At 38.7% G+C, this 19,824-nt stretch carries 19 protein-coding genes; 12 read left to right on the top strand and 7 right to left on the bottom strand.

The annotated features are described in order from the left end of the window. Positions 1-96: 96 nt before the first annotated feature. The 3 genes from P0Y49_22125 to panC all read right to left on the bottom strand — a co-directional run bounded on the left by P0Y49_22125 (position 97) and on the right by panC (position 2,566). Complete coding sequence (locus P0Y49_22125) at positions 97-1,236, bottom strand: acyl-CoA dehydrogenase (GenBank protein WEK19475.1); 1,140 nt, start codon at positions 1,234-1,236, stop codon at positions 97-99. 95 nt (positions 1,237-1,331) lie between these two features. Next, positions 1,332-1,682 (bottom strand): aspartate 1-decarboxylase, encoded by a 351-nt coding sequence (locus P0Y49_22120; GenBank protein WEK19474.1) that lies wholly within the window; start codon positions 1,680-1,682, stop codon positions 1,332-1,334. Between the two features lie 44 nt (positions 1,683-1,726). Then, entirely contained in the window at positions 1,727-2,566 is an 840-nt protein-coding gene (panC, locus tag P0Y49_22115; GenBank protein ID WEK19473.1) for a pantoate--beta-alanine ligase, read from the bottom strand. 152 nt (positions 2,567-2,718) lie between these two features. Here panC and P0Y49_22110 point away from each other — a divergent pair, with 152 nt between their 5' ends. The 3 genes from P0Y49_22110 (at position 2,719) to glmS (ending at position 6,942) form a co-directional block, all read left to right on the top strand. Then, positions 2,719-3,543, top strand: a complete 825-nt coding sequence (locus tag P0Y49_22110; GenBank protein WEK19472.1) for a glycogen/starch synthase — start codon at positions 2,719-2,721, stop codon at positions 3,541-3,543. A 23-nt stretch (positions 3,544-3,566) separates the two neighbouring features. Then, entirely contained in the window at positions 3,567-5,030 is a 1,464-nt protein-coding gene (locus P0Y49_22105; GenBank protein WEK19471.1) for a DUF4270 domain-containing protein, read from the top strand. Positions 5,031-5,103: 73 nt separating this feature from the next. Beyond that, on the top strand, positions 5,104-6,942 hold the full coding sequence (gene glmS / locus P0Y49_22100) for a glutamine--fructose-6-phosphate transaminase (isomerizing) (protein WEK19470.1): 1,839 nt from the start codon (positions 5,104-5,106) through the stop codon (positions 6,940-6,942). Positions 6,943-6,996: 54 nt separating this feature from the next. Here glmS and P0Y49_22095 read toward each other — a convergent pair whose 3' ends face one another. Further along, the gene (locus P0Y49_22095) at positions 6,997-7,425 is read right to left on the bottom strand and encodes a single-stranded DNA-binding protein (protein ID WEK19469.1); all 429 of its coding nucleotides are present in this window, start codon (positions 7,423-7,425) and stop codon (positions 6,997-6,999) included. Between the two features lie 3 nt (positions 7,426-7,428). Next, on the bottom strand, positions 7,429-8,490 hold the full coding sequence (mutY, locus tag P0Y49_22090; protein ID WEK19468.1) for an A/G-specific adenine glycosylase: 1,062 nt from the start codon (positions 8,488-8,490) through the stop codon (positions 7,429-7,431). Between the two features lie 171 nt (positions 8,491-8,661). On the opposite strand from mutY, the gene P0Y49_22085 reads away from it, so the two are divergent. The 7 genes from P0Y49_22085 (at position 8,662) to P0Y49_22055 (ending at position 15,012) form a co-directional block, all read left to right on the top strand. Further along, the gene (locus P0Y49_22085; GenBank protein WEK19467.1) at positions 8,662-8,964 is read left to right on the top strand and encodes an integration host factor subunit beta; all 303 of its coding nucleotides are present in this window, start codon (positions 8,662-8,664) and stop codon (positions 8,962-8,964) included. Positions 8,965-8,969: 5 nt separating this feature from the next. Beyond that, positions 8,970-9,839 (top strand): hypothetical protein, encoded by an 870-nt coding sequence (locus tag P0Y49_22080; GenBank protein WEK19466.1) that lies wholly within the window; start codon positions 8,970-8,972, stop codon positions 9,837-9,839. 35 nt (positions 9,840-9,874) lie between these two features. Then, positions 9,875-9,964 carry an AURKAIP1/COX24 domain-containing protein gene (locus P0Y49_22075; protein WEK19465.1) on the top strand — a complete coding sequence of 30 codons (90 nt, stop codon included), beginning with the start codon at positions 9,875-9,877 and terminating at the stop codon, positions 9,962-9,964. A 126-nt stretch (positions 9,965-10,090) separates the two neighbouring features. Next, positions 10,091-11,641 carry an Rne/Rng family ribonuclease gene (locus P0Y49_22070; GenBank protein ID WEK19464.1) on the top strand — a complete coding sequence of 517 codons (1,551 nt, stop codon included), beginning with the start codon at positions 10,091-10,093 and terminating at the stop codon, positions 11,639-11,641. A gap of 151 nt (positions 11,642-11,792) precedes the next feature. Then, positions 11,793-13,169 carry a DNA repair protein RadA gene (radA, locus tag P0Y49_22065; protein WEK19463.1) on the top strand — a complete coding sequence of 459 codons (1,377 nt, stop codon included), beginning with the start codon at positions 11,793-11,795 and terminating at the stop codon, positions 13,167-13,169. A 320-nt stretch (positions 13,170-13,489) separates the two neighbouring features. Beyond that, positions 13,490-14,047: a LemA family protein gene (locus P0Y49_22060; protein ID WEK19462.1), complete on the top strand. Its 558-nt coding sequence runs from the start codon at positions 13,490-13,492 to the stop codon at positions 14,045-14,047. Continuing rightward, positions 14,047-15,012 carry a DUF3137 domain-containing protein gene (locus tag P0Y49_22055; GenBank protein WEK19461.1) on the top strand — a complete coding sequence of 322 codons (966 nt, stop codon included), beginning with the start codon at positions 14,047-14,049 and terminating at the stop codon, positions 15,010-15,012. Before P0Y49_22060 ends, P0Y49_22055 begins: the two co-directional genes overlap by 1 nt. Before the next feature lie 56 nt (positions 15,013-15,068). Here P0Y49_22055 and carB read toward each other — a convergent pair whose 3' ends face one another. Together carB and P0Y49_22045 are read right to left on the bottom strand one after the other, a co-directional pair. Next, the gene (carB, locus tag P0Y49_22050) at positions 15,069-17,885 is read right to left on the bottom strand and encodes a carbamoyl-phosphate synthase large subunit (GenBank protein ID WEK19460.1); all 2,817 of its coding nucleotides are present in this window, start codon (positions 17,883-17,885) and stop codon (positions 15,069-15,071) included. A 212-nt stretch (positions 17,886-18,097) separates the two neighbouring features. Next, a complete protein-coding gene (locus P0Y49_22045; protein WEK19459.1) occupies positions 18,098-18,436 on the bottom strand; it encodes a carboxypeptidase-like regulatory domain-containing protein in 339 nt (112 codons plus the stop codon). A gap of 119 nt (positions 18,437-18,555) precedes the next feature. Here P0Y49_22045 and pnuC point away from each other — a divergent pair, with 119 nt between their 5' ends. Both pnuC and P0Y49_22035 read left to right on the top strand, forming a co-directional pair. Further along, positions 18,556-19,170: a nicotinamide riboside transporter PnuC gene (gene pnuC / locus P0Y49_22040; GenBank protein WEK19458.1), complete on the top strand. Its 615-nt coding sequence runs from the start codon at positions 18,556-18,558 to the stop codon at positions 19,168-19,170. Further along, positions 19,154-19,684 (top strand): ATP-binding protein, encoded by a 531-nt coding sequence (locus P0Y49_22035; GenBank protein ID WEK19457.1) that lies wholly within the window; start codon positions 19,154-19,156, stop codon positions 19,682-19,684. Before pnuC ends, P0Y49_22035 begins: the two co-directional genes overlap by 17 nt. Positions 19,685-19,824: the final 140 nt, after the last annotated feature.

Here is a 19,824-nt window from a genome sequence, read left to right as displayed (position 1 = left end):
CTTTTCCTTATTGTATATAAACCCAACTTTTGGCAATAAATCGGTATAACAAAAAAGGCCCATTAGGGCCTTCTAAACAATCTCATGTATATAATATTACCTGATGATCTCCCTGGAGATTACCATCTTTTGAATCTCTGAAGTTCCTTCGTAAATCTGGGTAATTTTTGCATCGCGCATCAAACGCTCAACATGATATTCTTTTACAAATCCATAGCCACCATGTATTTGCACAGCCTCAACAGTTACATCCATTGCAACTTTAGACGCATATAACTTTGCCATTGAACCTGCCAGTGTATAGGACTGCCCCTGGTCTTTTAACCAGGCCGCCTTATAAACCAATAAACGTGCCGCTTCAATTTGAGTAGCCATATCAGCCAATTTAAAAGCGATCGCCTGATGCTCTGCAATTGGTTTACCGAAGGCTTTACGCTGTTGTGCATAAGCAAGCGCAAGTTCATATGCTCCGGCGGCTATTCCCAATGCCTGTGCAGCGATACCAATCCGACCACCTTCGAGCGTTTTCATGGCAAATTTAAAGCCGAAACCATCCTCTCCAATCCTATTCTCTTTAGGCACTTTAACATCATTAAACATTAATGAATGTGTATCAGAACCACGAATACCCATTTTATTCTCTTTCGGCCCTACTGTAAACCCTTCCATCCCTTTTTCAACGATAAAAGCATTGATACCTTTATGACGTAGTGACTTGTCGGTTTGCGCAATAACTAAATAGGTTGAAGCCGTGTGACCATTGGTAATCCAGTTCTTTGTTCCATTTAAGAGGTAATAGTCGCCCTTATCCTCCGCAGTAGTTTGCTGAGAAGTTGCATCAGACCCAGCTTCCGGCTCCGATAAGCAGAAAGCACCAATCTTTTCTCCGGCAGCTAAAGGCTTTAAATATTTTTCTTTTTGAAAATCAGAACCGTAAGATTCCAGTCCGTAGCACACCAGCGAATTGTTAACAGAAACAACCACTGAAGCAGAAGCGTCTATTTTAGACAGCTCTTCCATAACCAGGACATAAGACAGTGCATCGAGACCACTGCCATTATATTTTTCTGATACCATCATCCCCAGAAAGCCCAGTTCGCCAAGCTTTTTCACCTGTTCTTCAGGAAATTTCTGATGCTCATCTCTTTCGATAACCCCAGGTTTTAATTCAGTCTGCGCAAAATCCCTTGCAGCCTGCTGGATCATCAATTGTTCTTCACTTAATTGAAATAGCATAATAATATTGTAAAATAATAAGTTATGCCAAATTTAAATATTCTATGCCAGATTACTATGGCTGCATAACATTTTTTTACTTTTCTTAATACAAACTACTTCAAAAGGTGATTGTTATCATCCGGGAATACAAGGATTGGGTGGTACTTCTTCGCTTCATCTATCGGCAAAGATCCGTAAGACATAATGATCAGGATGTCGCCAACCTGAACTTTTCTTGCAGTAGCCCCATTTAAACAAATGGTACCACTACCCCGCGCGCCTTTAATCACATAGGTTTCAAAACGCTCGCCATTATTGTTATTTACTATCTGTACTTTCTCATTTGGAATGATATGGGCCGCATCCATCAAGTCTTCGTCAATGGTAATACTACCCACATAGTTTAGTTCCGCCTGTGTTACTCTAACACGGTGAATTTTCGATTTTAATATCTCGATAATCATGATGCAAAGTTAACTAATTTTATGGATGGGAGGTTTTTTCTATTTCAATTCAGTATCATATTATCAATCAGGCGGGTCTCTCCAACCTTGGCAGCAACCAGCGCTACAATATTATGATGCTTTTTGTCTTCTTCAGGTAACAATGTGTCTCCATTGGCAATAGTAAAATAATCAAGTTCCACCCCCGGTGTTTCATTAATCAATTTCTTTGCCTCTTCCAGCAACGCAGGAATGCTTTTGTTGGAAAAATTATCCTGCACATAGAGCAGGGCCTTGCTTAGTACGAGGGCATTTTCCCTATCTGCAAAAGAAAGATGGATATTTCTTGAGCTCATTGCCAAACCATCATCTTCTCTGATAATAGGACAGGAAACAATCTGAACCGGCATATTAAACACAGCTACCATGTTTTTAATCATCAGCACCTGCTGGAAATCTTTCTGCCCAAAGAAGGCAACATCAGGGTTTACCGCATCAAATAGCTTTTTAACAATTTGAGTTACCCCCTGATAATGTCCTTTTCTGAATTCTCCCTCTAAAAGAAACTCCGCCGGTCCAAGATCTATATGCCATGTTTCGGGCTGAGGGTACATTTCGGTAACCGAAGGCATAAACACGACATTACAACCTGCTTCCTGTAGCATTTTCATGTCATGCTCCAGGGGACGTGGGTACTTTTCCAGGTCTTTAGGATCGGTAAATTGGGTGGGATTTACAAAAATACTGCAAACCACGACATCAGCTTGCTGCTGCGCTATTTTTATCAGCGATACGTGTCCTTTATGCAACGCACCCATTGTTGGCACCAATGCAATTTTCTGTTGAGCCAACTTAATTGGTTCAAGCAGCGACTTTAATGCCGCTATAGTATTTATTACTTTCAAACTAGCAGGTAAAATTTCAAGTGGCAAAGTTGGTTATTTATCCATTCCCAACAAAACATCTTGCGTATATTATTGATAAATGTTATTATTTTGCTTACCTTTGCCCCTTGATAATCTTTTCTTTAACATAAATTTTTATTTAGAATATGGAGATGGCAAAAACGAAGCTACTGATTGTTACACACGAGATGTCGCCTTTCCTTGAACTCACAAAGATTTCTGAAATTACCCGTCAATTACCACAGGCAATGCAGGATAAAGGATTTGAAATCCGCATTTTGATGCCGAGGTTTGGGAATATTAATGAAAGAAGGAACAGATTGCATGAGGTGATACGTCTTTCAGGAATGAACATCATTATTGATGACAATGACAATCCCTTAATCATTAAGGTGGCTTCCATCCCAGCTGCACGTATGCAGGTATACTTCCTTGACAACGAGGATTATTTTCAGCGCAAATATGTATTCAGGGATAAAGAAAACAAATTTTATGCTGATAATGACGAAAGAACAATCTTCTTTTGCAAAGGCGCGCTCGAAACAGTTAAAAAATTAGGCTGGGCTCCCGATATTGTTCACTGCCATGGCTGGATGACTTCATTGGTGCCTGCGTATATAAAAACAACTTACAAAAACGATCCTACTTTTAAAAATTCTAAGGTGGTTTACTCTATTTATGAGAACTGCTTTACTGAAACTTTAAATGTAGACATGCATAAAAAAGCGATCATGAATTCGATGACCGCTGATGATACAAAAATGTTTGAGAACGCAGATTGCGATGTTCTGCACATGGGGGCTATAACTTACTCTGATGCAGTGGTATTAGCAGACGACAACATCCATAGCAATGTGTTAAAATTTGTTAAAGATTCTAATAAGCCAACTTTAGCTTATAATTTAACAGAAAATTTTGAAAACTTCTATTCTTTGTATGAGGAGATTTCAAATGAAGAATTGGCTTCACTAGCATAAACTCAGGTATTATTAAATTAAATATGAAATTTACAAAACAAGACTTATTAACCCTGTTGATAGGTCTTTTTCTTTTTGCTTCCTGTAAAAATTCCAATACCATAGGTTTGGACCTGGATTCTAATTCTCAAATTAAAGGTGTACTGATGGATTCTGCTACAGTTACATCGCAAACTTTAAGAGATACTGTAACATCAGGAGTATCATTAGTCAGATACCCTCTGGGTGCCATGGCTGATGCTGTATTTGGTACATCTTCAGCAGGCCTGGCAATGGCCATTGGCTTGCCAAATATGGATTATAGTGGTTATAAGTTTGGCACAAATCCTACGATAGACTCAGCAGTACTGGTTTTACCTTTTACGCAGATTTATGGGGATACAACTACATCAGTATACACCGTAACGGTAAATCAGCTTACAAACGATTTATCAAAAGAGAAGGCATACCCAACTAATGCAAACTGGCCTTTTAACGCCACTGTTCTTGGAACTTTTAGTGGTAAAATCAAACCAACCACAAGGACATCTATTACAGATATTGTCACTGGTGGCCCAGATACTTTAAAGTCTGTTGTTCCACAGATGAGGATTAAGCTGACAAATAGTTTTATTCAACAGCAAATCTTGAATCAAGACTCCGTTACTTTATCCAAACCGAACAATTTCTTTAGTTCTTTTAAAGGCTTGAAGCTTACTGCGACATCAACCAACAAAGGGGGAATCATGTTTTTCAATTTTTCCGGAACAGATGGCAAACTAGAGATTTATTATAAAAGAAAAAATGCAACGACTCCAACTAATATAGATACAGTAGCCGTTAATTTCCCAATAGGAGGTGGTATAAGCCCTGTAACAGCAACTGTTAATCATAATTACACAGGAACAGACATCAACACCCAACTTACTGTAACAAAGCCTACCACTCCTTATACCGTAACGTATTTACAAGCGCTGGCTGGCTTAAGAAATAAAATTTCTTTCCCGTATCTAAAGAATTTCGTTGCCAATACAAAAAAAACAGAGAATGGTGGTAATGCCAATACGAAGGTTATTGTAAACAAAGCCGAGCTGGTAATTGACCTGGCTGACAACCAAACTGACATTATTCCTTTTAGTGCTGCACAGCGTCTTTCTCTTTATAGGTATGACATTGCCGGGCAAAGAGTAAATGTTCCAGATAATGACAATAGTGTACAAGGCTCATACACTGGAGATCCTAGAGCACTTGGAAGTGACATATTGTTTGGTGGCTATTTCGATTCAGTTAGAAAAAGATATGTTTTTTCGATTACCGCATACATTCAAGACCTTCTGGATGGCAAGCCGGATTACGGAACATTTTTGGCGCCAAGTTCGCTTACTGAGTTCAACATCAGTCCTTCGGTAACTTCTGCAGCACGTTCAATTATTAGTAAACACAAAAATACCCCTGTAGCAGGAGACAAAACACTAAAATTAAATATTTACTATACTCAGATAAATTAAATTCAACTGAATTTGTAATCAAATCCCCCGAGAATTAATTATTTTCGGGGGATTTATTTTTTAAACCTAATATATGTGTGGAATAGTTGGTTACATAGGTCATAGGGAAGCCTGGCCTATAGTTCTTAAAGGACTAAAAAGATTAGAATATCGCGGCTATGATAGCGCCGGTATTGCCTTAATTAATGATTCAGGGTTAAATATTTATAAAAAAGCAGGTAAAGTTCAAGAACTTGAAAACTTTGCTAAGGGTAAGAACCTATCTGGAACAATAGGAATTGGACATACCAGATGGGCAACACACGGGGCTCCTTCTGACAGGAATTCACACCCTCATACTTCTAACAATGGCAAACTTACAATCATCCATAATGGGATTATAGAAAATTATGCTACCCTGAAAGAAGAATTGCTGACCAGAGGTCATGAATTTAAGAGTGACACCGATACAGAAGTATTGATTCATTTGATTGAGGAGGTTTATAAGAACGACAATATTGATTTACTGGAAGCAGTTAGATTGGCGTTGAACGGGGTTACTGGTGCTTATGCCATCGTAGTCATGGACGAGGACCAACCGGGACAACTGATTGCGGCCAGAAAAGGCAGTCCAATGGTAATTGGGGTAGGTGATGGTGAATATTTTATCGCTTCTGATGCCACTCCTATCGTAGAATACACCAAGAATGTAATTTATTTGAACGATAACGAAATTGCTTTTTTAAAGCGTGATGAATTATTGATCAAACGTTTGGATAATGTAGTTCAGACTCCCTATATCCAGGAGCTGGAGCTTAAACTGGAAATGCTTGAAAAAAGTGGATACGAGCATTTCATGTTGAAGGAAATATTTGAGCAGGCGCGTTCTATCAGGGACTGTATGCGTGGCAGGATCTATCCTGATGAAGGAAAAGTACAACTAGGTGGAATAAAAGAATATGCTGACAAGCTAAAAAACATAGACCGGATCATTATTGTGGCCTGTGGTACATCCTGGCACGCCGGTCTGGTTGGCGAGTATCTAATTGAGGAATATGCCCGTATTCCGGTTGAAGTTGAATATGCATCTGAGTTCCGATATAGAAATCCGATCATCACGGAAAAAGATGTCGTGATCGCTATTTCGCAATCTGGAGAAACAGCTGATACGATGGCTGCGATTGAGATGGCAAAAGAAAAAGGAGCAACTATTTTTGGTGTTTGTAATGTGGTTGGAGCATCTATTCCAAGGTTAACCCATGCAGGTGTTTATACACATGCCGGGCCGGAAATTGGTGTAGCTTCTACAAAAGCCTTTACAGCTCAGGTTACCGTGCTTACCTTAATGGCCTTCTATATGGCACAGCAAAAGGGAACATTAACGCACTCTAAATTAGTTGAACTGCTTACAGAATTGGATTGCATCCCTGACAAGATCCAGGCGGCACTTGAATCTAACGACATGATCAAGGAGATTGCCAGGAAATTTAAAGATTCCAGAAACTGTTTATTCCTTGGAAGAGGAAGCGGATTCCCTGTAGCCCTGGAGGGCGCTTTAAAGCTCAAGGAGATCTCATATATTCATGCGGAAGGTTATCCTGCTGCCGAGATGAAACATGGCCCTATCGCCTTAATTGACGAAGAAATGCCTGTTGTCGTAATTGCCACTAAAAACTCTTCATATGAAAAGGTAATCAGCAACATCCAGGAGGTAAAAGCAAGAAAAGGAATTGTGCTGGCAATTGTTACGCAAGGGGATGTCGAAGTTCGTAAAATGGTCGATTACTGCATAGAAATACCGGATTCAAGTGAGGCATTTTTACCTTTACTGGCTACGATACCTTTACAGCTCCTATCGTACCATATTGCTGTATTGAGAGGATGCAATGTCGATCAGCCAAGAAACCTGGCTAAATCGGTTACTGTAGAATAATATTTGTTTTAAGGCTGTATCAGATTTAGATTGATACAGCCTTTATCATTTCAGTCAAAATGGCAAATCTCCAGATGGATCTGTTAGATTTGTATACTCACTTTCACTTTTTGGTGTTGCTCCTTCGTTACTCACCGGCGTTTGTTCAAAGTCGCTTTTCCTACCCAGGATTGTAAAATTCTCTGCAACTACTTCCGTTACATATTTCTTAACCTTTTCTCTATCTTCAAAAGAGCGTGTACGCAATTTCCCTTCAATATATACCAGCTTGCCTTTCTGCAAATACTTAGAAGCCACCTCTGCCAATCCCCTCCACAAAACAATATTATGCCACTCTGTTTGCTCTATTCTTTTGCCATCTTTGTTATAGGTTTCTGATGTTGCCAGCGGAAAACTAGCTACAGTTACACCTCCTTCTAAATGTCTTACCTCAGGATCTTTGCCTAAATGTCCGACTAAAATAACTTTGTTAATACCTGACATGAATTATAGTTTTTCTAAGTAATTAAAATGCATATTCATAAAATTAGTAATGACTTTAGGCTGCGGTAATTCGTCAAACTCCCTCAATGTGACCCATTTTATTTCGGCATCCTGATTAAAGTTAATGATATAATTATCTAATCCAAAAAATTGAACATATATAGTTTGGTGTGTTAATAAATGTTTTTGCTGGCCTAAAGCAGTAACACTACACCCCTTTCCAAAGATTCTTACCAGGTGTTCAAAAAAGCATTGTTGATCTTCCTGGTAATTTTTATCGGTTTCGATCAGTGGAAAATCATACAGTTCCTGCCATATATCACCGCCATTACGCTTTTTTACCAGAATGTTTTCATCAGACTGGCATATTAGATAATTAAAATATCGGGTACGTTTTTTTAGCTTATTAAGTTTAACGGGTAGTATGCTCACAAGATCTTGCGCGCGGGCTGAACAACTGGATTGAACGGGGCAAATGCTACAATTTGGCGATTTGGGTTTGCATTGCAATGCGCCAAACTCCATAATTGCCTGATTGTATATGGAAGCTTCCTGATCTACAATCAGCGATTGCGCCAGGTCTAAAAATTGTTTCTTACCGCTACTGCTATTTATAGGTTCTGCAATACCAAAATAACGGGACAATACCCTAAATACATTTCCATCCAATACCGCTTTTGATTCATTAGCAGAAAATGAGGCAATGGCTGCCGCTGTATACTCACCTATCCCCTTAAGTTTAATCAATTCGTCGTATTTAGTTGGAAATTTTCCATCATGAAAATCCCTTACCTGTTTCGCGGTAAAAAGCATATTTCTTCCTCTTGAATAATAACCAAGTCCCTGCCACAGCTTAAGTATTTGCGTTTCCGAGGCCGCTGCGAAATCCAAAACTGTAGGATAATTTTCCAAAAAACGGTTAAAATATGGCAACCCCTGCTCTACGCGGGTTTGCTGCAAAATAACTTCAGATAACCAGATAATGTATGCATCTTTGGTATCCCGCCAAGGGAGCGCCCGTTTATAATTTAAATACCAGGTTACGATTTCAGATTGAAAACTCATGTGGGTAAAAATACGACGTAATTATTTGATTTTAGCAAAACTTGCAATCCAGTGATGGAGAACCTGACAAATAAATCATCTTTTATTTTCCTATCTCATTAAAAAGCAATACTTTTGCAGCCCAAAACATTTATAAAATACAACACACAGTAAATTAATAAAACAAAAAATATGACTAAGGCAGATATTATTTCAGAAATATCAACGAAAACAGGAATTGAAAAGGTAGATGTACAAGAAACCGTTGAGGCATTTTTCAAGGTCATCAAAAACAGTATGATCGGTGGCGAAAATGTATACGTGAGAGGTTTTGGTAGCTTTGTTGTAAAAAAGAGAGCCCAAAAAACTGCAAGAAATATTTCAAAAAATACAGCTATTATCATCCCTGAGCACTTTGTACCAAGTTTTAAACCAGCAAAAGTTTTTGTTGACAAAGTGAAAAGTAACTCAAAAAAACTTAGCGTAGAAGCTTAATAGCCATGATAAAAAGTATCCGTTCAAAACAAATTATTCTAATAGGCGCTATCGTTTTGCTTGTGGCATTTTTGTTTACGAGGGATATTAAAGGTTTGGTAAAACCTAAAGAAGATACCACTGCTGCTGTTCCTGCAGGTGGACAAATGCCCACCAAAGAAGCAGCAGCAATCAATTTAAATGAGGTTTCAACTACAGGTAAAAATTTGCTGAATGCCAGTCTTGCTGCTGAGATCACCTCATTGGAAAACACCTTTAAATCCGCTCCTGAGAGCAATAAAGTTCCTTCAGCGAAATTATTGGCCCAAAAATGGGATGATGTGGAACAATCAGTTCCCAGCGCATTATATTTAGAAATTGTTGCCACAAAAGAACCTTCTTTAAACAACTGGCTAGTAACAGGCGAAAGATTTTTAAAAGCCTTTGATAACACCCGCGATAGCTTATTAATGCCTGCATTATTGCAAAAAGCCAACACGGCTTATACAAATGCAGTAGCAATAGACTCGACCAGTGCTGATGCCAAAACAGGCTTAGGTATTACCATCGTTGATGGTATGGGTATGCCGATGCAAGGTATTGCCATGTTAATGGATGTAGTGAAGAAGGACCCTAAGAATTTAAAAGCAAATATGAGCTTAGGTACATTCGCTATAAAATCTGGTCAGTTTGATAAAGCTATTACAAGATTTAACAATATTATTGCCATTAAGCCTACCCCAGATGCCTATTTTTATCTGGCGACAGCTTATGAAAATCTTGGGAAAAATGATGAGGCGATTGATGCTTATTTAAAAAGCAAAAAGCTAGCAGCCAATGCCACTTTATCTAAATTTATTGATGAAAAAGTGATTGCATTGAAGAGTAAAAAATAATAAACAGATTCAAAAAATATTTAAAATTTAAGATTATGCCAAGCGGTAAAAAAAGAAAAAGACATAAAATGGCTACGCACAAACGCAAAAAACGTTTAAGAAAAAACAGACATAAGAAAAAATAATTTTTCTTAATGTTATTGCTCAACAACTAAGGCTAGGATTTGATCGTAGCCTTTAGTTGTTGGTGGCAATGTTTTTTTTATTGTCCATGTGTTAATAAGGCAGCAATGCTTTAAAATCTGTAGCTTTTGGTAAAGGAACTAATTATAGATTCATCTCCTTCGGGAGTAACCATAGCTTTAATTGAAGATAAACAACTTGTAGAACTTCATAAGGAGCAGATCAATAACAACTATGCTGTTGGCGACATTTATTTAGGCCGCATAAAGAAAATTATGCCGGGTCTAAATGCTGCGTTCGTTGATGTTGGTTATGAGAAAGATGCATTTTTGCATTATTTCGATCTTGGTCCACAAGTACAATCTTTAATAAAGCTTACTAAAATTAAGCGTAATGGCTCTGTTAATGGCACACTATTAGATAACTTCAAATTAGAGGCGGACATTAACAAAGCAGGTAAAATATCAGAGGTAGTCAGTAAAAACCTCGTTTTACCTGTACAAATCGCGAAAGAACCAATCTCAACAAAAGGACCCCGTTTAAGTTCTGATCTTTCTATTGCAGGAAGATATATTGTATTGGTACCCTTCTCTAATGTAATTTCGATTTCCAAAAAAATTAAGAGCAATACCGAACGTAATCGTTTAAAAAAGATTATTGAAAGTATTAAACCTAAAAACTTTGGCGTAATCATTAGAACCGTTTCGGAAGGAAAAGGCGTTGCCGAGCTTCAGAAAGACCTTCTGGATTCTGTTGCAAAGTGGGAAAACTTTATTAAAAAGCTCCCGGATGCTGAACCATCTAAACGTGTTTGGGGTGAAATGGACCGTACATCCACACTGATCCGCGATATTTTAAGTACAGACTTTACAAATGTTTATGTAAACGACAATAATCTTTTCGAAGACATCCGCTCATATGTACATGAGATTTCTCCGGAAATGGAAAAGATAGTCAAAGTATATAAACACAAGGAGCCTATATTTGAGCATTTCGGTATCGAGAAGCAAATTAAAAATGCTTTTGGAAAAACGGTAAATCTGGCTGGTGGAGCATACCTGGTGGTAGAGCATACCGAGGCCTTGCACGTTATTGACGTGAACAGTGGTAATAGAACTGCGAGTAAAGAAAATCAGGAAGAGAATGCACTCCAGGTAAACAAAGAGGCGGCTAAAGAAATTGCCCGCCAATTGCGTTTGCGCGATATGGGAGGTATTGTTGTGATTGATTTTATTGATATGCATAAGCCCGCGAACAGAAAAATATTGTTTGATCATTTAAGGGATCTGATGATGCTGGACCGCGCGAAGCATACCATACTTCCGCCAAGTAAATTTGGCCTTGTTCAAATCACTCGTCAGCGTGTTAGACCGGAGATGAACATTGTAACAAGCGAGAAATGCCCTACCTGCGACGGTACGGGAGAAATTAAGGCAAGTATTGTTTTAATGGATGACATTGAAAATAATCTGACCTATATTTTGCAGGAGCAAAACGAAAAAAATATTACGCTTTGTGTACACCCGTACATTGAAGCTTACATTAAAAAAGGATTGATTTCTTTACAGTGGAAATGGTTCTTTAAATTTGGACAACGGATAAAAATCAAAGCAGTTCCGTCGTATCACCTTACTGAATTCCATTTTATTTCTTCAAAAGACGAAGAGATTAAATTATAATAACAGCCGCGGTTGTTTGGACAGGCCTAATTTCATTACAGAGATTAGGCCTGTTTTATTTTACTGCTGCTTGTTTATGGAATTTAGCCTAAATTCGTAAACCGTAGCGGACGGCAAAACGTCCATACATCAATCATTAATATTAAATCAGTTGGCTAAAACAAGATCAGCATATTTTTGCCAGAGTTGCGGATATGAATCTGCAAAGTGGCTGGGTAAATGCCCATCCTGCAACGAATGGAATACTTTTGTTGAAGAAGTAATTGAAAAATCAACAGCTAAGGTTCCTACATGGAAAAACAGCTCGGAAACGCAGCGAGTAAGCAAGCCAAACAAAGTTGACGATATTCAATCCATAAGCGAAGAGCGAACTCTTACTGGAGACAAAGAGCTTGACCGGGTTTTAGGTGGAGGACTTGTTGCCGGATCTGTTACTTTAATCGGCGGAGAACCTGGGATCGGTAAATCTACGTTAATGCTACAGCTCGCCCTAAACATTTCTGGTAAGAAGATTTTATACATTTCGGGTGAAGAGAGCGAGCAACAGATTAAAATGAGGGCAGAGCGCATTACCGACAAACCTAAAGCTGATTGCTATATTTTAACAGAAACCTCTACTCAGAATATATTTAAGCAAATTGAAATACTTGGCCCCGATATCATTATCGTAGACTCTATTCAAACCTTGCATTCTGCCCATATAGAATCAACGCCCGGCAGTGTATCACAAGTTAGAGAATGTACGGCTGAATTATTGCGTTTTGCAAAAGAAACAGACACCCCGGTATTCCTGATCGGTCATATCACCAAGGACGGAACGATTGCAGGCCCAAAGATCCTTGAACACATGGTAGACACCGTTTTGCAATTTGAAGGCGACAGACATCATGTATACCGGATATTACGCTCCATAAAAAACAGATTTGGAGCTGCTGCCGAACTAGGTATTTATGCCATGCACAGCAGTGGTTTAAGGCAGGTTTCTAACCCTTCAGAAATTTTACTCTCACAACGCGATGAAGAATTGAGCGGAATAGCCATTTCGGCCACATTAGAAGGCGCCAGGCCAATGTTAATTGAAACACAGGCATTGGTAAGCGCAGCAGCATACGGAACGCCTCAGCGCTCTTCAAATGGCTTTGACACGAAGAGAATGAACATGTTGCTTGCTGTGCTGGAAAAAAGATGCGGCTTTAGGCTAAGCACCAGGGATGTTTTCTTAAATATTGCTGGTGGCATTAAAGTGGAGGATCCGGCAATTGATCTCGCCATTCTGGTGGCAATTATCTCCTCGCATGAGGATATCTTTATTTCATCCAAAATATGTTTTGCAGCCGAAGTAGGGTTATCTGGTGAAATAAGGGCTGTAAACAGAATTGAACAACGCATCTCAGAGGCAGAGAAGCTAGGTTTTGAGCGAATCTTTATTTCCAATTACAACATGAAGGGACTAATGGTAGACCGTTATAAAATTGAGCTTAGCGCAGTGAGTAAAATAGAGGATGTCTTTTCTTTACTATTCGGATAAAAAAACGAGTAAAATCGGGGAAGCAAAACCCCGACTTTACACACAATGCGCATTAATTTACGCAGACGATCTTATTTCGAAATAAAGCAAACATATATATTTAATTGTAAAACAGACATTTAAGACAACAAACAACACCTTTTTAAAAATGGCCTATTAATTGTCTTTATCTACGCGTTACCGTTCATTATATGAATTTTAACAAAACAATAGGGATGATTATCCTCGTTATCGTTAGGTAACGAGGATTTTTTTTGTCTTAAACGCTTAGAACTCTGTATTTGATTTTTTTATATATTTATAAAAACTCAAACACTGATATGATAGTAGCTTTAATTGTTCTGATTGTAATTGCGCTGGTAGGGATTGGTTTATACAACTCACTTATCGGAAAGAAAAACCAAGTCAACAATGCCTTCTCGGCAATTGATGTCATGCTAAAAAAACGTTTTGATCTTTTACCCAATTTGATCGAAACGGTAAAACAATATATGAATTATGAAGAAGGGCTACTGGGAAAAATTGTCGAATTGCGAAGTAAAGCCGTAACTGGAAATATCAGCAATGAAGAAAAACTGGAAATAGACCGACAGTTAAGCACCAGTATGAAGGGTTTAATGGTTAACGTTGAGAACTACCCGGATTTAAAAGCCAATCATAGCTTTATTAACCTTCAAACTACCTGGACAGAAAGTGAAGAGCAGATAGCCGCAGCCAGAAGAACTTACAATGCTTCGGTTACGGATTATAATAATGCCATCATGATGTTTCCGGGAAGCATAGTTGCCGGTATCATGAATTATCAGGCTATAGACGTGCTTACCAACACAGAAGAAGAACGTAAAAACATCAGTGCTAAAGAACTTTTCAATAGCTAATGGATATCGATATTCTAAACCAACAAACCCTACAAAGCACACTAGCTGATTTAGAGAATCAACGAAAAGAAGTTTCTGCACTAAAAGTAAAAAGCTATCTGTGTATAGGCCTTGGCGTTTTAACAATAATAGGCGGAATTACTTCCTCTGTTTTTTCTGTAGCCGGGCTTACCATTGGGACAATAATGCTCATTACAGGCTTTGTTTTGATTAGTAAAACCAATACAAAGTTTTACCAATATCGGCATAACTTTAAGCAGGGTGTAATTCCATTAGTGCTCAAAACCATAGACGAAAGTCTGGAAATGAATTATAGAAGTGGGTTGTCAGAAAATGAATTTATTTATTCCCAGCTTTTCAGCAAAGAACCAGACCGTTATAGGAGTGAAGACCAAATTTCCGGAAGAGCCGGAAAAACGGCATTTTCATTTTCCGAACTTCACGCCGAGTATAAAACCGTTACACAGACAAAAAATGGCCGGCAGGAACATTGGCATACCATATTAAAAGGGATTGTTTTTTATGCTGATTTTAACAAGAATTTTAATGGAGTAACTGTAGTAAGACCCAAAGATATGGGAACGGCATTAGGCGCCTGGATATCAAAAGCAATGCCCATATTCAATTCTTCAGATAAAACGCTGGTACAGCTGGAAAATCCTGAATTTGAGAGTGAGTTTGTCACCTACTCTACAGATCAGGTCGAAGCCCGATACATTTTAACGCCGGCATTGATGCAACGCCTGTGTGAACTAAACAATCGCTGCAGCTACACCATTTCACTTTCATTTATTGGTTCCTGCGTTTTTATCGCATTCCCCCTAAACAAGGACTATTTTGAACCTCCCGTACATAAAAGCCTGCTCACCTCAAATTCCCTAAATGAGGATACCGAAGTTATCAGATTTATGTATGGGATCATTAAAGATCTGGATCTAAATACGCGAATTTGGACAAAACGTTAAATTGATTCCATATAAAACGTAAAAGGGCCATATCTTGCGATACAGCCCTTTACGTTTTATTTAGATAAATACATTGATTTATCTTTAATCAGCTTTCTGAAATAAGGATCCTCGGTATCTTTAATGAATCTGATCGCCTCACCTGTCGACTTCATTTCCGGACCTAATTCTTTAGTTACCTCAGGGAATTTATAGAAAGAGAATACCGGCTCTTTGATCGCATAGCCTTCAAGCTTACGCTCAATAGTAAAATCTTTCAGTTTATTCACACCAAGCATCACTTTAGCAGCAATGTTAATGTAAGGAACATCATAAGCCTTAGCAATGAAAGGAACAGTCCTTGATGCTCTTGGATTCGCCTCAATTACATATACTTTCTCATCTTTAACTGCAAACTGAATGTTTAACAATCCAATTACATTTAATGCTCTTGCAATCTTCTTAGAGTAAGTCTCCATGTCGTTCATTACCTTTTCAGACAAGCTAAATGGAGGTAATACTGCACTTGAGTCTCCGGAGTGAATACCAGCAGGCTCAATGTGCTCCATTAAACCAACGATGTGAACATCTTCACCGTCGCAGATAGAGTCTGATTCAGTCTCTTCTGCCCTGTCAAGGAAATGATCAATCAGTACACGGTTACCAGGCAAGTCTCCCAGTAATTTCACAACTGCTTTTTCAAGATCCTCATCGTTAATCACGATACTCATTCCTTGTCCACCCAATACATAACTAGGTCTAACCAATACCGGGTAACCCACTTCATTTGCTACAACAATTGCTTCCTCAGCATTTTCCGCAACACCATATTTAGGATAAGGAATTTCCAGTTCTTTTAACAGATCAGAGAAGCGCCCCCTGTCTTCAGCCACATCCATATCATTATATGAAGTACCGATGATATTGATACCATTCTCATGAAGCTTTTCAGCCATTTTTAAGGCCGTCTGACCACCCAACTGAACAATTACACCTACTGGTTTCTCTAGCTCAATTATTTCGCGCACATGCTCCCAAAACACAGGCTCGAAGTATAGCTTATCAGCCATGTTAAAGTCTGTAGATACCGTTTCTGGATTACAGTTGATCATGATGGCCTCAAAACCAGTCTCTTTAGCAGCAAGTAAACCATGTACACAAGAGTAGTCAAATTCAATCCCTTGACCAATACGGTTAGGACCAGAACCCAAAACGATTATTTTCTTTTTATCTGATGGCTGAGATTCATTCTCCTCCTCAAAAGTTGAGTAGTAGTAAGGGGTTTGTGCAGCAAACTCAGCCGCACAGGTATCTACCATTTTGTAGACACGTTTTATTCCAAGCGACTTTCTGCGTTCATACACTTCGTCTTCTGTTACATTTCCAAGCAGGTAAGAGATCTGAATATCAGAGAAGCCTTTTTGTTTTAATGTAAAGAAGAAATCTTTAGGAATATTATTTAGTGAATAACGCTTCAATTCTGTTTCCAGCTGAACCAGCTCATGTATTTGTGATAAGAACCATTTATCGATACGTGTAACTTTACGGATCGATTCAAGTGGTACGCCCATGCTCATTGCATCTTTGATCAGGAATAAACGGTTCCAGCTTGGGTGCTCAAGGCCGTGCATGATCTCGTCGATATTGCGGCTATGTTTACCATCAGCACCTAAACCTGATCTGCCTATTTCCAAACTCTGACAAGCTTTCTGCAATGCTTCTATAAAAGTACGTCCGATTGCCATCACTTCACCTACAGATTTCATCTGTAAGCCCAATTCCTTATTTGCACCTTTAAATTTATCGAAGTTCCAGCGAGGAACTTTTACGATAACATAATCAAGTGTAGGCTCAAAATATGCAGATGTAGTTTTTGTAATTTGGTTTTCAAGCTCATCCAGGTTATAACCGATAGCCAGTTTAGCCGCGATTTTAGCAATTGGATAGCCCGTAGCCTTACTCGCCAGTGCCGATGAACGGGATACCCTTGGGTTGATCTCGATTGCGATAATTTCATCGTTATCAGGATTTACAGAAAACTGTACGTTACAACCACCAGCGAAGTTTCCTATTGCACGCATCATTTTGATCGCCTGGTTACGCATGTCCTGATAGCAACGATCCGATAATGTCATTGCAGGAGCCACAGTGATAGAATCACCTGTGTGGATACCCATTGGATCGAAGTTCTCAATAGAACAGATGATGATCACATTGTCATTACTGTCTCTTAACAACTCCAATTCGTATTCTTTCCAACCTAAAACAGCTTGTTCTACCAAAACCTCATGGGTTGGAGAAGCCTCAAGTCCACGTTTTAAAGCCTGGTCAAAATCTTCTTTCCTGTGCACGAAACCGCCACCAAAACCACCCAATGTATAAGAAGGGCGGATTACCAATGGATAACCGATTTCCTGAGCAGCTTCTTTACCTTCAAGGAAAGAGTTGGCAATTTTTGAAGTAGCTACCCCTACACCTATATCAACCATTAACTGGCGGAAGGCTTCACGGTTTTCAGTTTTCTCAATTGCAGCAACATCTACACCAATTACCCTAACCCCATATTTCTCCCAAATTCCGCGTTCAGATGCTTCGATACAAAGATTTAATGCGGTTTGTCCACCCATGGTAGGCAATACAGCATCAATTTTACGTTCTTGCAAGATCTGCTCAATTGAATCTACAGTTAAAGGCCAAAGGTAAACATTGTCCCCAATCACCTTGTCGGTCATGATTGTTGCAGGATTAGAATTGATGATTGAAACTTCAATCCCCTCTTCTTTTAAAGATAAGGCGGCTTGAGATCCCGAATAATCAAATTCGCAAGCTTGACCAATGATAATAGGTCCAGATCCGATAATTAGTACTGAGCGTATGGAGGTGTCTTTAGGCATAAGGCTTTGAAAAGTCTAATGTAAAATATGGTAAAAAATGCAATTTAGGGACTGGAACAGTCGAGAGATTTCCCTTAGATAGAATCTAAAGCTCCGACTCTTCTGTCGGGATGCAAAGATACAGTTTTACGCATTAAAAATCAGCTATTTTTTTAAAAAGCCTCATAAATAAAAAAGGAGACCTAAATCCGCTCCTCATAACGTGTTAAAGCTTATTCTTGCTTTAATTTTAGCAAACCAATATCAGTGGTTACACTGTCTATTACAGGCACATTTACAATGGAGGTGTCTTTATATGGAGATTTAGCTTTTACCTGAATGGTATAAGTCCCTACTTTTACTGAAGGAAATGCGAAATTACCATTGTTAACTTCAGCCCTTAGTGTATCCTTTCCCAATACCGCTAACACCTGCGAAGCAGCATCTGCAGGAGCAATACGACCTCTGATCATACCCGATTTTAGGTAAGTAAAGGCCAACAAGCCAAACAATAGTCCCATTATCATTAAAAAACCTAATCTTTTCATCATCATATGCCTAAGTATCTTCATTTTCTTATTAACGCTAATTACATACAAATAGTTCATTCTTATTGTTTCCAACAAATACTACGCCGTTAACCTTCTACTGCGGGATTTTTTTATGTAAATACGTTTAGTACTTTTGGGCGATGATTGAAATACTCAAAGACAGCTTCACTCAACTTTTTATTCAAACAGATCCGTTAGAATGGTTTGGTGTATTTACCGGAATCTTATGTGTATGGCTTGCCGCCAAGAATAATATTTACAACTGGCCGATCGCCATCATCAGTGTGGTCATTTATATCTTTATTTTCTTCGAATCAAAACTATATGCGGACATGGGCCTGCAGTTTTACTTCTTTATCATGAACGTTTATGGCTGGTATTACTGGAGTAAAAACAGGAACAACCCCGAAGCATCAAGGCCAGTAGCAAACATAAACAAAAAAGAAATACTACTTTCCATCATAGGAGTTATCGCTTTCACCATACTCCTTGGGCAGTTACTTTATAAGAACACTGATGCAGCATTTCCTTATATTGATAGTTTTTGCACCGCCTGTAGCCTGGTAGCACAGATCTTCCTGGCACGAAAAGTTATTCAAAACTGGATGATATGGATTTTTGTTGATATCATTTATGTAGGCATGTACATTTCAAAAGACCTGTATGCAACCGCGGTAATGTACGCGTTGTATGTTTATATTGCATCTGTTGGTTATTTAGATTGGAGAAAGATTTACCGTGAACAAGCAAATTAAAAGAATAGCCATTGTTGGTCCCGAGAGTACCGGCAAATCGACTATAACAGCACAACTGGCAATGCATTACCGTACTTTATGGGTACCCGAATATGCCCGGTATTATTGCGCCGCTTTAACTGCCCCTTGCAACCTACAGGATGAAATCAATATGTTTCATGGACAGGTAGCACTTGAAGAATCCATAACTGCCATTGCACAAAAGGACGTTATTTTCTGTGATACCACCTTCTTAACGGTAAAGATATGGAGTGATGAGGTATTTGGAGAAACCCCTGGATTGGTGTTAAATGCCTTGCCCAATTACCATTACGACCTGTATCTGTTAATGGATATTGATTTACCATGGCAGGAAGACCCATTGCGTGATTTTCCTCATAAACGTGAATACTTTATGGAAGTCTGGCACAAGGAGCTTAAGGCCTTAAATGCAAATTATACTGTTATTAATGGCGAGGAAACCAGGCTAAACAATGCAATTACTGCTATTGATCACTTTTTAGACCATCACTAACAAAACCCCCTTTCTTGGTTTTGACAAAATAAGCAAGTACATTTGCCTCATCAAAAGGGGGTGCCTTGTTTTGCAAAAACACAAAAACAGGCTGAGAGCATACCCATTATATCTGTACACAGATATATGCACCTGATCCG

It is taken from the genome of Candidatus Pedobacter colombiensis, assembly GCA_029202485.1.
GTDB classification, from domain to species: Bacteria; Bacteroidota; Bacteroidia; order Sphingobacteriales; family Sphingobacteriaceae; genus Pedobacter; species Pedobacter colombiensis.
This window is presented reverse-complemented; position numbering and strand designations above follow the sequence as displayed.

Bases quoted from the DNA above. Each gene is read 5' to 3' on its own strand.
- P0Y49_22125 (WEK19475.1), bottom strand. From the start codon at position 1,236: ATGCTATTTCAATTAAGTGAAGAACAATTGATGATCCAGCAGGCTGCA.
- P0Y49_22120 (WEK19474.1), bottom strand. From the start codon at position 1,682: ATGATTATCGAGATATTAAAATCGAAAATTCACCGTGTTAGAGTAACA.
- P0Y49_22110 (WEK19472.1), top strand. From the start codon at position 2,719: ATGGCAAAAACGAAGCTACTGATTGTTACACACGAGATGTCGCCTTTC.
- P0Y49_22105 (WEK19471.1), top strand. From the start codon at position 3,567: ATGAAATTTACAAAACAAGACTTATTAACCCTGTTGATAGGTCTTTTT.
- glmS (WEK19470.1), top strand. From the start codon at position 5,104: ATGTGTGGAATAGTTGGTTACATAGGTCATAGGGAAGCCTGGCCTATA.
- P0Y49_22095 (WEK19469.1), bottom strand. From the start codon at position 7,425: ATGTCAGGTATTAACAAAGTTATTTTAGTCGGACATTTAGGCAAAGAT.
- mutY (WEK19468.1), bottom strand. From the start codon at position 8,490: ATGAGTTTTCAATCTGAAATCGTAACCTGGTATTTAAATTATAAACGG.
- P0Y49_22085 (WEK19467.1), top strand. From the start codon at position 8,662: ATGACTAAGGCAGATATTATTTCAGAAATATCAACGAAAACAGGAATT.
- P0Y49_22080 (WEK19466.1), top strand. From the start codon at position 8,970: ATGATAAAAAGTATCCGTTCAAAACAAATTATTCTAATAGGCGCTATC.
- P0Y49_22075 (WEK19465.1), top strand. From the start codon at position 9,875: ATGCCAAGCGGTAAAAAAAGAAAAAGACATAAAATGGCTACGCACAAA.
- P0Y49_22060 (WEK19462.1), top strand. From the start codon at position 13,490: ATGATAGTAGCTTTAATTGTTCTGATTGTAATTGCGCTGGTAGGGATT.
- P0Y49_22055 (WEK19461.1), top strand. From the start codon at position 14,047: ATGGATATCGATATTCTAAACCAACAAACCCTACAAAGCACACTAGCT.
- carB (WEK19460.1), bottom strand. From the start codon at position 17,885: ATGCCTAAAGACACCTCCATACGCTCAGTACTAATTATCGGATCTGGA.
- P0Y49_22045 (WEK19459.1), bottom strand. From the start codon at position 18,436: ATGAAGATACTTAGGCATATGATGATGAAAAGATTAGGTTTTTTAATG.
- pnuC (WEK19458.1), top strand. From the start codon at position 18,556: ATGATTGAAATACTCAAAGACAGCTTCACTCAACTTTTTATTCAAACA.